Source organism: Methylobacterium sp. Leaf91, assembly GCF_001422815.1.
Lineage (GTDB): Bacteria > Pseudomonadota > Alphaproteobacteria > Rhizobiales > Beijerinckiaceae > Methylobacterium.
In genome coordinates this window covers 203,752-218,855 of sequence record NZ_LMMP01000051.1, presented here as the reverse complement: position 1 = coordinate 218,855, position 15,104 = coordinate 203,752, and the positions used below count along the sequence as shown (strand labels likewise).

The window sequence follows — 15,104 nt, the reverse complement described above, 5'->3', positions numbered from 1 at the left end:
GGGTGGGATCTACCGAGCTCCGGCCGTCACCGCGTAGGCGGGGCGGACGCGAGGCTGTCGGAGGGCGTGAGGAGGTCGACGGACAGGTATGGCGCAACGTYGGTGARACGGAGTTGGGAGAACCAGGCGCACGGGGAGCGCTTCGAGYGCGCTGTAGTSATGTGGTCCCGACTCTCGCACTCCCATACGGGCCCGCGGCATGTAACCCGCCGCATCAGAGGCCGGACACATGGCAGCACCCGATCACGCACCGCACCCGTCCARAGATTTTGCTTGCACCCGAAGGGGCGTCCCTACATGCCCGTGAGGCACGGCGATCCGACAGCGCTGGCCGCGTGGCGCGCGACTGTAGCGGCGGGCCATCTTGGTCGTGGCGGCCGTCTCGTCGAGGAAGACCAGGCGATCCGGATCGAGATCGGGTTGACCCTCGAACCAGTCCTCGCGTGCGGCCTTCACATCCGGCCGCTCCTGCTCAGCCGCGTGGACAGCCCCTTTTTACGGGTGATCCCATGCGGGGCGAAGAAGCGTGACAGGCTGCTCGTGCTTGCCCGGACGCCGCGTTCCGAGAGAGCGTCGCGGAGTTCACGCAGGAAGGATTGCGGATGTTCTTCGTTGATCCGAAGGATCAGGGCCGCCTGCGCTTCCAGGCGCTGCGAGTTGTGGTCGCCGCCCATGGGCTTGGGCGCGATCCGCCCGTCTTGCCGAAAGCGCTCGTACCACCGGATCGCGCTGGCTGCCCCGACCCCGAAGCGTTTGGCAGCCTGACGCCGCGATGCACCCGCTTCAATCGCGGCGACCACACGCTCGCCCAGATCGACTGACAGGGCTGAAAGCATGGCAATCTCCCCTCATAAGCCCATCCAGTGAATCACACGCCAGCCAGATCGCCTACCCCGAGCGATTCAACCCGCCAGGGCACGGCTCTAGTGACAGACCACGCAACGAGCACGACACCTGCAACCTTCTCGCTTCCAAGCCCTCCATTCCCTGCTAAAATAATTGGGTCGAGTAAGCTACAAAACGACACCGATTTGTTAGAAGCTATCCATACACAAACCCGTTTCTCGGCGATGAAAACTGACGCAAATGCAAGACGCCTCAACCAGCGACTCTGGATGAAACATTCGAGCAGTCTAGCCTTCTCGCTAAATACAGGACAGATAATGCGTCCACCTATATTGCCGCAGAGGACAAAAAACTCCCCTCGTTCTGCTGGTCAAAACCAGGCGTTCGCTCACACCTATCTAAAAATTACAATTAAAGAAAAATACTCTGAATGATACCTTGAGTTTAAATACTCCATATGATTAGATGTTTATTTAAAGATTAGACAATTCAATATAAGATAGCACCTTAAGATATGTCTCTATTCAATATAACAATTCGAGCCGAGTCAAGAATTGGCTGGAGAGTACAAGTCGCCCATGGTTGAAGGTGCGATGAAAGTGCGGTAGGAATGCAATCATTTGCTTTGACATACGCGAGAGAGATTTATGAAAGTTGCGATTGTTCATTACTGGCTTGTAGGAATGCGTGGCGGCGAAAAGGTTATTGAAGCACTATGTAAGATTTACCCAGATGCCGATATCTTTACTCATGTCTATGTGCCCGAAGCAATCTCAAGCACAATCAATAAGCATCGCGTAACAACATCTTTCATTCAGAAGCTACCCAAGTCTGCGCGTATGTATCAACGCTATCTGCCCTTGATGCCATTGGCTCTCGAGCAACTAGATTTGCGGGGTTACGACCTTATTATCAGTAGCGAATCTGGCCCGGCTAAAGGAATTATTCCTCCCCCGGGATCTTTGCATATTTGTTACTGCCATTCTCCGATGCGATATATTTGGAATATGTTTCATGATTATCGTGAACGATCGGGGCTTCTAACGCGTATGATGATGCCGGTGCTTGCACATTATGTGCGAAATTGGGATGCAATATCAGCAAACCGTGTTGATTATTATATCGCTAATTCGAAAACTGTTGCGGATCGACTTCAGAGATACTACCGGCGAGAGTCATGCGTGATAAACCCTCCTGTGAGTGTCGTTGATTTCGCCCCAGTTAAACCAGGAGATCTCGGTGACTATTATTTGATGGTTGGTGAATTAGTGGCCTATAAACGCCCGGAACTTGCGATTGAAGCTTTCAATCGAACGGGCAAAAAACTTGTTGTCATTGGTGGTGGTCAGATGCTGTCGCAGCTTCGTGCGCTGGCGCAATCCAACATCACCCTCCTCGGTTCACAGCCCTTCCACGTTTTACAAGAGCATTATGCACGTTGCCAAGCCCTGATTTTTCCAGGCGAAGAAGATTTTGGAATTGTGCCTGTCGAAGCAATGGCAAGTGGTCGTCCTGTTATTGCTTTTAAGCGGGGGGGGGCTACTGAGACAGTCATCGACGGTCGCACGGGAGTGTTCTTTGATAATCAGACCCATGAAGCGATACAAAATGCGATCGAACGGTTTGAGTCAATGTCCTTTAACTCAGAAGAAATAATCGCACACGCAGGTAAATTTTCAGAGAGAGTTTTCGATAATAAAATAAGAAAATTCATTCAAGAAGCTATCAACGCCCGAGCAATTACTAACGAAGGCCGGCAAGCGTTAGATCAAATAGGATGCTGATCACTGATCTTTGCTTGGGAAATATTTGGTTTTCTAGAATGTTGCCGTTTCACCCGAGTCGGGGTTGGGGCAGGCCCGAAGCGGATTGATGGGTGATTCACAGCATAGCTCCCCCGACGGAGCGATGTATGGGATGTCCCTACAGCTGAGATGTGCCTGAGCGCGTGGTGGATGCCGCGGCGGCCACCGCACGGCATCAAGCCTTTGTGCGCTTCAACGGTGGGATTGCGACAGCTATTTGCTGGATGGCCGCCGTCAAAGCGATCGGCACGGTGGCAGTACGCCCGCAGGGTCGACCGCGCACGTCAAAGCTCGATCCGCACGAAGTGTTCCTGCGCGACCTGATCGACGCAAAAAACGACGTCATCCTGGAGGGGATACGCGCCCGCTTGAAGGTAGAGCACGGCCTGTTGCTGGCAGTGCGGCTGAGAAGTGTTGCTCCACCGGGTTGGGCGCGATCGGCAGATCGTGGCGGCTGTCGGTGGTGCAGGGTCGGAGTCCACGCCCTACCAGGGCCCGGATGCCGTGGTGGCGCATGAGACGCTCCACGCGTCCGCGAGTGGCTGTTCGGCCCTCTGCTCGCAGGCCAGCATGGATCCAAGGCGAGCCGTAACGCCTGTAATGCCCGATGTGGATACGCCGGACGTCGTCGAGGAGGCGACGATTGGACGTCGACCAAGCGCTCTCGGGGCGAGGCCGCCAATCATGCCCCGCGACAGCAATCGAGCCCTAACCCTTAAGGCAACGCAACGTGCAACATGGTGTGCAACATTTCCAGATAAGATTAGAAAAAACTCCTTTGTTTTGAGTGCATTAACTGCGCGGTGTGGCCAATCTCGAATCCCACCCCTTCCGCCATCCGGCACCGTAAGTTATTGTTGTTGCTGATATTTTTATGAATCGCCGCTGTCGGCCCTATTGTCGGCCCTAACGACGCTGGCGGACATCTGCAGTCGTTCGCACCGGCAGTCGGATACTCGCTTCATAAGATTTGTACCTTCTGAGGATCGGTTCAGTAGCGGGATACACCCCTCCCCGGTGCTTTGGCCGTTCAGCTTCGGCGGCGCCCGGGCCTCAGTGGCGACGGAGGTTGTTCGTTGTCGGCAGGCAACGCAAAAAGCTTCGAGACATCGACCGACAGAGCGGACGCGAGGCGATCTAGAATGTCTACGGTGGGGTTGAAGCTACGACGCTCAATGCCGCTTACGTACCCACGGTCCACGCCAGCATCAACGGCGAGCGCCTTCTGAGACAGCCCCCGTTCAACCCGCAATCGCCGCAGATGCCACGCCACGCGTGCTCGTCCGTCCATGACGCGGACGCGAACAGCTTGCACCCGGGGAAACCATCGAATATCTGCGATACAATTGCTGCGAGAATCTGAGACGAGACGGTTATCCCCGTTGCGCAATCGGTGCGGCGTATGGGGCTCGTCCATTCGATGCAGGTTCGTATCCACCGCGGGGCGCGTGAGATCGGCGGCACCTGCGTGGAGTTGGTCCACGAAGGCGCCCGCATCCTCCTCGACCTCGGTCTTCCGCTAGACGGCGAACCGGATGATGTGTCTTGCTACCCATCCGTGGATGGCATGGCCGGCGGCGGTGATCTGAAGGCCCTCATCCTCTCACACGGCCACCGTGACCATGTCGGGCTGGCTCACCTCACCGGACCTCCCGGTGGTCATGGGCGCCGCGACACAGGCGATCCTGACGGCCGCCGCCCCGTTTGTACTGGACGCCTACCTACCGCCATCGACTGATCAAGTCTGCATCCCCATGGGACCCAGCAAGTCCGCTGCAGGTAGGGGGCAACAGGATCCTGGCAGCCCGCCTCGAAGCGGACGTCCGGCATCCGACCCAACTACCCCGTACGAGCAACCCTACACAATTCCCAGAAGCGGTCGTTCGTAGAGACCATGAGCCTGCGCAGAGCCCCGACTGTCAGGAACCTGCTTGCGAAAGCCCGGCTCAGGCTAAAGCTTGGTCCAGTTCGAGGCGTGGCTGAGAGGCTAGAAGCGCTTTCGTGTAGGCATCTGTCGGATGTGTCAGGATCTCGCCCACTGGCCCCTGTTCCACCAGCTTCCCGTGGTGGAAGACGAGTACGCGATCCGCGAGATGCTGAATGACCCCAAGGTCGTGTGAGATAAATAGGAGCGCCGTTCCGAGGCGCGCCCGCAGATCCGCGAGTAGATCGAGTACCTGGGCCTGGATGCCGATGTCGAGGGCCGAGACCGGCTCGTCGCAGACGATGAGGGCCGGCTCGGCTGCCAGCGCCCGGGCTATCGAGACGCGCTGGCGTTGACCTCCCGATAAGGAGGACGGGTTGCGCGCTGCAATGTCGGCGGCCAGGCCGACCTGCTCGAGAAGTTCGACCACGCGCGCGGCCCTGCCCGCGCGTGCATGACTTGCGAGGTTCTCCCCGATGATGTCGGAAACGCGGTATCGCGGGTCGAAGCTGCTCAGAGCGTCCTGCGGGACGTATTGCAGGCGCGGGCGAAGGCCGCGCCGCTGCGTTTCCGGGATGCCGCTCCAGGGCTGCCCAAGGAGGCGGACGCTGCCACGATCCGGCGCCAGCAAACCGAGGACGATTTTGGCGCAGGTCGACTTTCCCGAGCCGGATTCACCCACGAGGCCCACGACCTCGCCAGCTCGTACCACGAAGCTCACATCGTCGAGGGCCTTCGTGGCGAAGGCCGGGCGGCCATAGCCCGCGGCCCCCGCGTAATGCTTTGCGATCCCGCGCACCTCCAGGACGACCTCCTGGCGGGGAGCGGGTCTCGGATCGCCACCATCCCGGTGAATTGCCTGAGCCGCCCCGGTGAGCCGGCGCCCCCGCGAGGCGGAGGAAGGAATCGCCGCGATCAGACCCTTGGTATAGGGGTGGCGCGGCCGCGTTAGGACCTCCGCCGTTGGCCCGCTATCGACCACCCGGCCGTGCCGCATGACCAGTACCCGGTCCGCGATCCCGGCAACCACCGCGAGATCGTGGCTGATGAGCAGGAGCCCCGCACCCGCCCGCACCCGCCCCGCGAGCACCTGCAGAACCTGCGCCTGTACCGTCACGTCGAGAGAGGTGGTCGGCTCGTCGGCGATGATCAGGTCGGGTTCGCCCGCGATGGCCGAGGCGATGAGGGCGCGCTGGCGCAGCCCCCCGGAGAGCTGGTGAGCATATTGGCGGGCGCGGTGCCCCGGGTCCGGAATTCCCACCCGGGCCAGGACGTCGAGGACGCGCGCGCCGATGGCTTTCCGTCCCGGCAGGAGGCGATGCTCGGACAGGACCTCCGCCACCTCCTGCCCGATGGTGCGCAGCGGATCGAGCGAGACCAGGGCGTCCTGCATCACGAGGCCCGTCACTGTGCCGCGCAGGCGGCGCCAGTCGGCGGCCCCGAAGGCTTTCGCATCGCGACCCTGGAGGCGGAAGCGGTGGGCCTCCACCGTCGCGCCCGCGCCAGCGAGGTTCAGGAGGCTGCGTGCCGTCAAGCTCTTGCCGGACCCGGACTCGCCGACGAGCGCGACGCACTCTCCGGCCCGGACGACGAGATCGACCCCCTGGACGATGGGCGGCCCACCGAAGCCAATGGACAGGTTGCGGATGTCGACCAGCGGCGGAAGCGCGCCGGTGGCAGAGGCCTCGGCCGCGCCCTTCATGCGATGCGTCCCTCAAAGCGCTTTTGTAGGAAGACCCCGACGGTGCTGAAGGCGATGACCGTCAGGGTGATGGCGGCGCCCGGAAACACCGCCGGCCACCAGGCGACGCGCAGAACATCGCGGCTCTCGGCCAGCATGACGCCCCACTCGGGGGTCGGCGGCTGTGGGCCGAGGCCGAGGAAGCTAAGGCCCGACACGGTCAGGATGGTACTGCCGATATACACGGTGGCGATCACCGGGACCGCCACCAGAACGTTCGGCAGCACGTGTTGGAGGAAGATCTGGCGCCGGCCGAGCCCGTAGATGGCGGCCTGCGTCACGTAATCGGCATCGCGGACCAGTTGGGTCTGGGCGCGCACGATGCGGCCGAACTTCGGAATGCCCGCGATGCCCACCGCGAGGGCGATGTTGAGCATGCCCTGGCCGAGGAAGGTGACGACCAACATGGCGAGGAGAACGCCGGGAAACGACGAGAGCACGTCGAAGAGGCGCGAGGTCACCTCATCCAGAAAGCGGTTGCGCTGGCCGGCCAGGATCCCGAGGAAGACGCCCGCCAGCACCGAGACCGTCATGCCGCCGAGGCCGATCAGCAGGGAGTAGCGGGCCCCGTACAAGGTGCGGGCGAGGACATCCCGGCCGAGCCGGTCGGTGCCGAAGGGATGGGCCCAGTCCGGCGCCTTCAGGCCCTCCAGGACATCGCCAACCAGCGGGTCGTGAGCCGTGAAAAGGCCGGGCGCCGCCGCCACAGCGAAAAGGGCGGCGAGGAACAGGGCAGAGCCCAGGACGGGAAGCGGATAGGCGCGGTGCCGGTTCAACGCGACGCTGGCGGGATCATGTCCGGCCCGCGCGGGCGCGCCGAGCTCGTGGAGCAAGCCAGAGGGAGGAGCGATGCGAGCGGAAGCAGTCATGCGGTCCTCAATCTCGGGTCGATCAGTAGGTACAGGATGTCGAGGAGCGTCGAGGCCGCAACGTGAATGAAGGCGGCGAGGAGCACGACCGCGAGCACCACCGGAACGTCATGAGTCAGCACCGCGCCAAGGGTGACGCTGCCGAGTCCCGGCCGGCCGAACACCTTTTCGGTGATGACCGCGCCGCCCAGCAGCCCACCGATCAGCCAGCCGCCGAGGGTGACGGCCGGCAGTGAAGCATGACGCAGGAGGTGGCGGGTCCGGATCGTGAGTTCGCCGACCCCACGGGCGCGGATCGTGGTGACGAAGGGCTGGTCGAGGGCCTTCTCGATGGCCTCCCGGAGCACCTGCGCCAGAAGGCCGGCAGTGGGCAGCGCCAGGGCGATCGCGGGTAGGACCAGGGATTGCCAGCCATTCGCTCCCGAGACCGGAAACCACCGCAAGGTGAAGGAGAACAGCATCAGCAGCAGGATGCCGATCCAGAAGACCGGGGTGGAGGCTAGGACAAGTTCAATGGCGGAGGCGACCTTCCGGGACAGCCGGCCCCGCCCGGCGGTGAGAAGCGCCACCGTCACGGCGAGCGCCACCGCCAGCACGCCTGCCGTCAGTGCGAGCTGAACCGTGGGCCAGAGTTGCGAGCCAACGATCTCGCGTACGGGCTGGCGCAAGACGTAGGAAGTGCCGAGGTCGCCGCCGGCGATGCGGGATAGGAAGGCCCGATATTGCGCGAGCAGGCTCTGATCGAGCCCCCATTCGGCGGCGATGGCCTCGCGCAGCCCCGGGGTATCGATGTCGCCCGCCAGGATGTCCTCGATCCGGCCCGGGAGCGCATGGAGGGCGAGGAAGGCCGCCGTGACGCTGGCCCAGGCGACGATGATGCTCGTGCCCAGGCGTGCGACGACGCGGGACCAGAGGGCGCGCGAACCCATGGGAGCTACTCCTTTGCGAGCCAGACGTCGTAGGCGTTCGACGGCGAGTCGAGCCCCGCCTCGAAGCCCAGCCCGCGCACGGCCGTCTTCGCAGCCAGGAACCAGCTCGGCGCGAACAGGGGGACGATGAACGCCTTCTCGACGCCCAGGACCTGGATGCGGTCCGTGAGCGCGCGCTTGGCGACTGGGTCCGTTGCCTGGAGGGCCTGATCGATCAGGCCGGTGATCTCCGGGTCGGGATTGGGCACCTTCGTGTAGAGGAAGCCCTTTGAGCCGAGCATGTCCCATAATTCGCGGGCCGGGTCGGCGGGGTTGTCGGTGTTGGGATAGATCGACCAAGTGCCGGTGGCGTTGCCCTTGGCGTACTCGCCCGCCGTGACGATGCGCAGGTTGAGGTCCAACCCGATGTTCTTGCGCAAGGCCGCCTGGATGCCCTGGATGAGGATCTCCCGGTTGTCGCGCACGTAGGGTTGCGGATACCCGACATCGAGGGTGAGGCGCCGGCCCTCCCGGGTGCGGAACCCCTGCGCGTCGCGCTGCGTCCACCCGGCCTCGTCGAGCAGCCGGTTCGCGCCCGCGATGTCGTTGCCCCAGGCCCCCACCAGAGCCTTGTTGTAGGCCGGGTTGGCCGGCCCGATGATCGACCAGGCCCGCTTCACGTGGCTGAGATAGACCTGCCGCACGATCGGCTCGGGATCGAACCCGTCGCGTAGGGCGCGTCGAACCCGGATGTCGTCGGCCGGCGCCCGGGTGTAGTTGATGTTGAGGGTGAAGGACGTGCTGGCACCCGACGGGCCGATGAGGAGCCGGTACTGCGGATCGTCCGCGAACAGGGACACGTCGGTGGCCTGAACGCCCTCGATGACGTCTACCTGCCCCGACGTGAGGGCGCCGGTGCGCACGGCGTATTCGGGCAGGAACCGGAAGCTGAACCCGTCGAGATGGGCCGGTCCCCGACGGGCCGCGTAGCCGGGGGGCCAGGCGTAGCGCTCATTACGCACGAAGCTCGCCGACTGGCCGCGCACGTAGCGCTCGAAGACGAACGGGCCGGTGCCGGCGAGGGACGGACCGCCGCCGCAGAGATCGCCCTTGGCCAGGGACTTGGGCGAGATCAGGCCGAGTTTGACGTTGGAAACCGATTCAAGAAACGTCGAATCCGGCTTCGAGAGCGTGAGCCTGACCACGTGCGGTGAGATCACCTCGGCCGAGCTGAAATATTCGAGCAGCGCGACGGCGTTCGCTGCGTTGGCGGGGTTCTTCACGAAGTCGAAATTCGCTTTCACCGCCGCCGCATCGAACACCTCACCGTCGTGGAAGATGACGTCCTCGCGCAAGGTGAAGGTATAGACCTTTCCGTCCGGCGATATCGTCCATTCCGTGGCGAGCCAGGGCGCGAAGGTCCCGTCCGCCCTCTTGCCGACCAGCGAGTCGATGTAGTTGCGCGCCACGAAGAAGGCGGCCTGCTGCGACGAGCGATGCGGATCGAAGCAGGACGGCTCCGTCGTCACGCCCCAGGTGAGGGTGCCGCCGGGCCGAGGCTGCGGTTCCGCAGCATCGACGGGTGACAGAGGAGCGAGCCCGGTCGCGGAGATCGTGGCCAGCGCAAGCAGGGAAACGAATTTTTTCATCAATCTCAGCTCGGGATATGCTTTGTCTACGACCAGACTCAACGCGAGCAAAACATTCCCTAATTGATGCTGAGGGAATTTTTTGACTTCATCTCTGATTTTGATCGGTCTAGTTGTTGCTGGCGTGATCTAGTGCGACGTAGAAGCCAAAATCAACTGGGAAATACCAGGCAACTGACAGCATCGCGCTATTTGAAAACTTACCAGCGCCGAGCCGGCGTTGCGGAGACGAAAACTTCGACTCGCATTGGCGCGAAGAACCGGATCGTCTCCCGGACATGACCGCACCGCGCCACTCTCGCCCCGACACGTCCCACCCCGCGATCGACGGATCACCTTCCCGATGTCTCCACGCCAGCTGCATCTCAACGTGAACCTGCTGCATTCGGGCGTGTACCCGTCGGCCTGGCGCTTGCCCGGCAGTCAGCCCGACGCCTTCGTCGACATCGCCCATTACGTCCGGGTCGCCCAGGTCGCCGAGCGGGGCTTGTTCGACGCGATCTTCCTCGCCGACACCCCCTCGATCTCGGACCGCCTCGATTACCGCCCGTTCAATGCCCTGGAGCCCACCATCGTGCTGGCCAGCATCGCCGCGGCCACGGCGCGGATCGGGCTGATCGCGACGGCCTCGACCAGCTATAACGAGCCCTACAACCTCGCCCGCCGCTTCGCATCACTGGACCACGCGAGCGGCGGACGGGTCGGTTGGAACGTGGTCACCACGGCCGATGCCGCCGCGAGCCGGAACTTCGGGCTGACCGCCGCCGTCGAGCACGGGACGCGCTACGCGCGCGCCCGGGAATTCGTCGAGGTCGCTCACGCCCTGTGGGACAGCTGGGAGGACGATGCCCTCATCGGCGACAAAGCCAGCGGCCGCTTCGTCGACCCGGGGAAGGTGCATGCCATCCGCCACCGGGGCACTCACTTCTCCGTCGACGGGCCCCTCAACGTGCCGCGCTCACCCCAAGGCCGCCCGGTGACGGTTCAGGCCGGCGGCTCGCAGGATGGACGTGATCTGGCGGCGGCCACCGCCGAGGCGGTTTTCACCCTGTCGCAGACCATCCCGGATGGAGTGTCCTATGCGCGGGACCTGCGGGCTCGCGCCGCAACCTTCGGACGCTCGCCCGAGTCCATCGTCATTCTGCCGGGGCTGGCCACTATTCTCGGCAGTACCGAGGCGGAGGCGCGCCAGCGTCAGGACGACCTGTGGAACCTGGTTCCGATCGAGTACAGTCTGGCGCGTCTCGCTGGCACGCTCCAGATCGCACCGGAGCGCCTCGCCCTCGACAAGCCGCTGCCGGACGCGCTGCCACTGCCCGCCAATGCCAACCACACCATGTTCCTCGGAACCGTGGCGCTCGCCCGTCGCGACAACCTCACGGTGCGTGAATTGCTGCGGGCCCTCGGAGGCGGTGTCGGCCACCGCATCATCGTAGGCACGCCGGAGGCCGTGGCCGACGACATCGAGGCGTGGTTCCGGGCCGGAGCGGCGGACGGCTTCAACCTGATGCCCGACGTGCTGCCCGACGGTCTGGAGACCTTCGTAGACGCCGTTGTGCCGATCCTCCAGAAGCGCGGCCTGTTCCGCACCGCCTATTCGGGAACCACTCTGCGGGACCATCTCGGTCTCGCCCGGCCGCCGAGCCGTTTCGCGGATAGCCCGGAGGTTCGAGTTCCGGCCTGAACCCAGCGATCTATCCCCCAACTCGCTACTGGCGCGGGCTTACGGCACGATCGAGGTCAGAACCTCGGCAAGAGGAGGCTTTCGTTAGCCTGCTGACTTTCAAGCTGAACGGAGCAGACCGTGACGTCGAAGTTCGGTCCTCCTCGGGCTACCGAGATCGTCAGGCCGCCGGGATATGGGAAGGCGCCGAGGCGCATGCGGTCGCGGCGGGTCGGTATCGCATGCCTGCCTCAGGCTGTGCCGACGCGGTACTCGCGTGGCGGGCCGTGCTGTTGACTGCGAAGGCGCCGACGATGCGGTCGCGGTAGATCGACGAAGAACCTGGCTTCAGACATGCGATGTTCCCAGGAGCGATTTCGCCTTGGGCTCGTCCTTGTAGGCCTACCATAGCGCCAGCATCTTCACACAAGGACCCAAGTGGCTTTTCCTTTGGAAGTGCATCGGCTGCTTCACGGCCGCGGTTGTCGCAGAATTCGATTCGACCGCCGTCGAGGCCAGATCGTCGAGTTCGTGGGCCTTCCGGAGCGCATCCAACTCGATGAAGCGCGGCCCACGCGAACTCTGACGATATCGGTCACGGTCGACCTCGCACCGGTGCCGAATGAAACCCGATCGCGTCTCCAGCTGTGAAAGGCTTCACTCGTAGGCGCGCTGGGTATCATGCAGCCAATAGGGAGAGGTTTTTCTTCGTTAATCCGAAACTCAGGAATTCGCCTTCTACTTCGGCCTCGATTTTTATTATATTAATCTATCGACTTGGCTCGCCGAGGTCTTCATGTTCTACAGACGAGACTTGATGGTCTTGGCTCGATGAAAAACTCTCGGTTCGGCGTACCATTCCCTGTGCCTGAGAATCTTGCGCCATCGCCGCAATTCGTCTTCGATGCCGTTGGTTTCCGGCGCGGCGGCCGACCGATCCTCAATGGGATCTCGCTGAGGATCGCCCCCGGTGAACGGATCGGCATCGTCGGGCGGTCCGGCGTCGGGAAGTCGACGCTGCTGCAGATCGCCGCCGGCCTTGTCCCGCCATCCTCCGGTGACCTGACGATCAACGGTGCGCGCGTGAAGGGCCCCGTCCCGGGGGCCACGATGATGTTCCAGCGGCCCGCCTTGCTGCCCTGGGCGAGCGTCCTCGACAACGTGCTGCTGCCGGCCCGCCTGTCCGGCCGACCCCTGGGAAGCCCCGGCGGCGACCGCGCGGACGCACTGCGCATCCTCGGAGAAGTCGGCCTGGCCGACAGGGTCGATGCCAAGCCACATGAGCTCTCGGGCGGCCAGCAGCAGCGCGTGGCCCTGGCGCGGGCGCTCGCGAGCCGGCCGCGCCTCCTCCTCCTCGACGAGCCGTTCTCCGCCCTCGATCCGGAGATGCGGACCGCCCTGCGCGCGGACGTGAAGCGCCTTGCGAGCGAGCGTGGCCTGACGCTCGTGATCGTGACCCACGATCCGGCCGACGTCGCAGCTCTGGCCGAACGTGCCCTCGTTCTTGCAGGCACTCCCGCCGTGATCGTCGCGGATTTCCCCGTCCGATCCGAGGTCGAACTGAGGGCGCGGCTCGGCGCATCACCCCTCCCCGTCGACCGCGAAGCGGCGTGAACCGGACCCTCCTGATGACCGCTCCCGACGACCTCTCCGCCCTTTGGACGCATGAATGGGCGCGCGCGGACTGGACCCGCCGCGACACCCTCGACAGCCTCGCGCGCGGCGGCCTCGCCGCCCTGCTGGGTGGTGCCGGCCTCGGCCTGTCGAGCCGGGCCGTGCACGCGGCCGACGACGATGTGGTGCGCATCGGCTACCTTCCGATCACCGACGCCACCGCCCTCCTGGTCGCCCACGCCAAGGGCTATTTCGAGGAGGCAGGCCTCAAGGTGGCCGAGCCAACCCCCGTGCGGTCCTGGTCGGCCCTGGTCGAAGGTTTCGCCGCCGGCAAGTTCAACCTCGCCCACCTGCTCAAGCCCATCCCGGTCTGGATGCGCTACAACAACAAGTTCCCGGTCAAGGTTCTGGCCTGGGCCCACACCAACGGCTCCGGCATCGTCGTCGGGGGCAAGGGCGGCATCACCGACTTCAGGGGGCTCGCCGGCAAGCGGGTCGCGGTTCCGTACTGGTACTCGATGCACAACGTGGTGCTGCAGTACGCGCTGCGTGAATCCGGCATCACGCCGGTGATCCGGGGCGAGGCGGGCCCAGGTGAATGCGCTCTCCAGATCCTGCCGCCACCCGAGATGCCGGCGGCGCTGGCGGCCGGCAAGGTCGACGGCTACATCGTGGCCGAGCCGTTCAATGCGCTCGGCGAGATCAAGGCCGGCGCCCGGATGCTGCGCTTCACCGGGGACATCTGGAAAAATCACCCCTGCTGCGTGGTCGTCGCGCATGAGCGGACAACGGTGGAGCGCCCCGAATGGACGGGCAAGGCCATCGACGCCATCGTGCGCGCGCAGGCCTATGCGTCCGCCAACAAGGAGGCCGTGGCCCGGCTCATCTCGAAGGACGGACGCGGTTACCTGCCGATGGCCGCCGACGTGGTGGTCAAGGCAATGACCGATTACGGTCCCGCCTATGCGGCGAGCGGTGCCATCCGCCACGCGGACTGGGCGGCGAGCCGCATCGACTTCCAGCCCTGGCCCTACCCGTCCGCGACCCGCCTGATCGTCGAGGCCATGGGCCGGACCGTGGTGGAGGGCGACGCGACCTTCCTGAACGGCCTCGATCCGGATTTCGTCGCGCGCGACCTCGTCGACGACCGCTTCGTGGCCGCATCCCTCAAGCGCTTCCCGGATGCGTTCCCCGGGTCCGGCACCGACCGCACCGAGACGCTGTCGCTATGACCGCGGGCCTCCTGAAGTCCGCACCATTGGACATCGGCGGCCCCACGTCCGCGCGCGCCTGGCCGGAGAGCCGATCCTTTGCCGGCGTGCTGCATTGGACAGCGCCGCTTCTCGGTGTCGGCACCATCCTTTTGCTGTGGTTCGCGGCCGGCTGCCTCCTCGCGAAGGATCCGGCCTATACCGCCTTCGCGGGCTTCGCTGCCGGACCGGCCATCGCGTCGTTCGCCGATCTTCTCACCTCCGGCGAGGCCTGGCGGGCCGCGCTGCCGAGCCTTGCCAGGATCGGCCAAGGCCTCGCCTACGCCTTCGTGCTCGGGGTGCCATTCGGATTGCTCGTCGGGGCCTCGCCGTTGGCCGAACGCGCCCTGCAGCCCCCCTTCCAGCTCCTGCGCATGGTCTCGCCGCTGGCCTGGATGCCGGTGGCGGTGCTGGCCTTCCCGACCTGGGAGGGCGCCATCGTGTTCCTTATCGCGGCCGCCGCGATCTGGCCGATCCTGTTCTCGACCGCGGCCGGCGTGAAGCGGATCGATCCGATCTGGCTCACCCTCGCGCGCAACCTCGGCGGCGGCCGGATCGCCACCCTGCACCGGATCGTGGTTCCGGCGGTGCTGCAGGACATCCTCACGGGCCTGCGCCTGGCGCTCGGCGTCGCCTGGATCGTGCTCGTGCCGGCCGAGTATCTCGGGGTCACTAGCGGCCTCGGCTATGCCATCAACGATGCGCGCGACACCCTCTCGTACGACCGCTTGGCGGCCCTCGTCCTGCTGATCGGACTGATCGGCTACGCCCTCGACGCCGGCCTCGGACGGCTCGCTGCCCGCGCCCGCTGGATTCCCGCGACCTGAAAGGAACG

At 64.2% G+C, this 15,104-nt stretch carries 10 protein-coding genes and 3 pseudogenes; 6 read left to right on the top strand and 7 right to left on the bottom strand.

Going from position 1 to position 15,104, the window contains the following annotated elements; genetic code table 11:
- Positions 1 to 297 precede the first annotated feature (297 nt).
- Positions 298 to 836, bottom strand: a pseudogene (locus tag ASF32_RS23075) (IS630 family transposase); the annotation flags it as partial.
- Between the two features lie 657 nt (positions 837 to 1,493).
- On the opposite strand from ASF32_RS23075, the gene ASF32_RS24935 reads away from it, so the two are divergent.
- Together ASF32_RS24935 and ASF32_RS26750 are read left to right on the top strand one after the other, a co-directional pair.
- The gene (locus tag ASF32_RS24935; RefSeq protein WP_082490497.1) at positions 1,494 to 2,630 is read left to right on the top strand and encodes a glycosyltransferase; all 1,137 of its coding nucleotides are present in this window, start codon (positions 1,494 to 1,496) and stop codon (positions 2,628 to 2,630) included.
- 152 nt (positions 2,631 to 2,782) lie between these two features.
- Positions 2,783 to 3,022: pseudogene (locus ASF32_RS26750) on the top strand (IS630 family transposase); the annotation flags it as partial.
- A 22-nt stretch (positions 3,023 to 3,044) separates the two neighbouring features.
- Here the strand turns inward: ASF32_RS26750 and ASF32_RS24930 are convergent.
- From ASF32_RS24930 to ASF32_RS23050, 6 genes and pseudogenes are all read right to left on the bottom strand, one after another.
- Positions 3,045 to 3,353, bottom strand: a pseudogene (locus ASF32_RS24930) (IS3 family transposase); the annotation flags it as partial.
- Between the two features lie 328 nt (positions 3,354 to 3,681).
- Complete coding sequence (locus tag ASF32_RS24925; protein WP_082490496.1) at positions 3,682 to 3,942, bottom strand: helix-turn-helix transcriptional regulator; 261 nt, start codon at positions 3,940 to 3,942, stop codon at positions 3,682 to 3,684.
- Between the two features lie 655 nt (positions 3,943 to 4,597).
- Positions 4,598 to 6,277 carry an ABC transporter ATP-binding protein gene (locus tag ASF32_RS23065; RefSeq protein ID WP_056434246.1) on the bottom strand — a complete coding sequence of 560 codons (1,680 nt, stop codon included), beginning with the start codon at positions 6,275 to 6,277 and terminating at the stop codon, positions 4,598 to 4,600.
- The gene (locus tag ASF32_RS23060) at positions 6,274 to 7,185 is read right to left on the bottom strand and encodes an ABC transporter permease (protein WP_082490495.1); all 912 of its coding nucleotides are present in this window, start codon (positions 7,183 to 7,185) and stop codon (positions 6,274 to 6,276) included. Before ASF32_RS23060 ends, ASF32_RS23065 begins: the two co-directional genes overlap by 4 nt.
- Complete coding sequence (locus ASF32_RS23055; protein WP_056434244.1) at positions 7,182 to 8,114, bottom strand: ABC transporter permease; 933 nt, start codon at positions 8,112 to 8,114, stop codon at positions 7,182 to 7,184. The genes ASF32_RS23060 and ASF32_RS23055 overlap by 4 nt, the downstream gene beginning before the upstream one ends.
- A gap of 5 nt (positions 8,115 to 8,119) precedes the next feature.
- Positions 8,120 to 9,742, bottom strand: a complete 1,623-nt coding sequence (locus ASF32_RS23050; RefSeq protein ID WP_056434242.1) for an ABC transporter substrate-binding protein — start codon at positions 9,740 to 9,742, stop codon at positions 8,120 to 8,122.
- A 343-nt stretch (positions 9,743 to 10,085) separates the two neighbouring features.
- Here ASF32_RS23050 and ASF32_RS23045 point away from each other — a divergent pair, with 343 nt between their 5' ends.
- The 4 genes from ASF32_RS23045 to ASF32_RS23030 all read left to right on the top strand — a co-directional run bounded on the left by ASF32_RS23045 (position 10,086) and on the right by ASF32_RS23030 (position 15,096).
- The gene (locus tag ASF32_RS23045) at positions 10,086 to 11,426 is read left to right on the top strand and encodes an LLM class flavin-dependent oxidoreductase (protein ID WP_056434240.1); all 1,341 of its coding nucleotides are present in this window, start codon (positions 10,086 to 10,088) and stop codon (positions 11,424 to 11,426) included.
- An 843-nt stretch (positions 11,427 to 12,269) separates the two neighbouring features.
- Positions 12,270 to 13,019: an ABC transporter ATP-binding protein gene (locus ASF32_RS23040; protein ID WP_056434237.1), complete on the top strand. Its 750-nt coding sequence runs from the start codon at positions 12,270 to 12,272 to the stop codon at positions 13,017 to 13,019.
- A 14-nt stretch (positions 13,020 to 13,033) separates the two neighbouring features.
- Entirely contained in the window at positions 13,034 to 14,251 is a 1,218-nt protein-coding gene (locus tag ASF32_RS23035; RefSeq protein WP_056434293.1) for an ABC transporter substrate-binding protein, read from the top strand.
- On the top strand, positions 14,248 to 15,096 hold the full coding sequence (locus tag ASF32_RS23030; protein WP_056434235.1) for an ABC transporter permease: 849 nt from the start codon (positions 14,248 to 14,250) through the stop codon (positions 15,094 to 15,096). Before ASF32_RS23035 ends, ASF32_RS23030 begins: the two co-directional genes overlap by 4 nt.
- Positions 15,097 to 15,104 lie beyond the last annotated feature (8 nt).

Bases quoted from the DNA above. Each gene is read 5' to 3' on its own strand.
- ASF32_RS24935 (WP_082490497.1), top strand. From the start codon at position 1,494: ATGAAAGTTGCGATTGTTCATTACTGGCTTGTAGGAATGCGTGGCGGC.
- ASF32_RS24925 (WP_082490496.1), bottom strand. From the start codon at position 3,942: ATGGACGGACGAGCACGCGTGGCGTGGCATCTGCGGCGATTGCGGGTT.
- ASF32_RS23065 (WP_056434246.1), bottom strand. From the start codon at position 6,277: ATGAAGGGCGCGGCCGAGGCCTCTGCCACCGGCGCGCTTCCGCCGCTG.
- ASF32_RS23060 (WP_082490495.1), bottom strand. From the start codon at position 7,185: ATGACTGCTTCCGCTCGCATCGCTCCTCCCTCTGGCTTGCTCCACGAG.
- ASF32_RS23055 (WP_056434244.1), bottom strand. From the start codon at position 8,114: ATGGGTTCGCGCGCCCTCTGGTCCCGCGTCGTCGCACGCCTGGGCACG.
- ASF32_RS23050 (WP_056434242.1), bottom strand. From the start codon at position 9,742: ATGAAAAAATTCGTTTCCCTGCTTGCGCTGGCCACGATCTCCGCGACC.
- ASF32_RS23045 (WP_056434240.1), top strand. From the start codon at position 10,086: ATGTCTCCACGCCAGCTGCATCTCAACGTGAACCTGCTGCATTCGGGC.
- ASF32_RS23035 (WP_056434293.1), top strand. From the start codon at position 13,034: ATGACCGCTCCCGACGACCTCTCCGCCCTTTGGACGCATGAATGGGCG.
- ASF32_RS23030 (WP_056434235.1), top strand. From the start codon at position 14,248: ATGACCGCGGGCCTCCTGAAGTCCGCACCATTGGACATCGGCGGCCCC.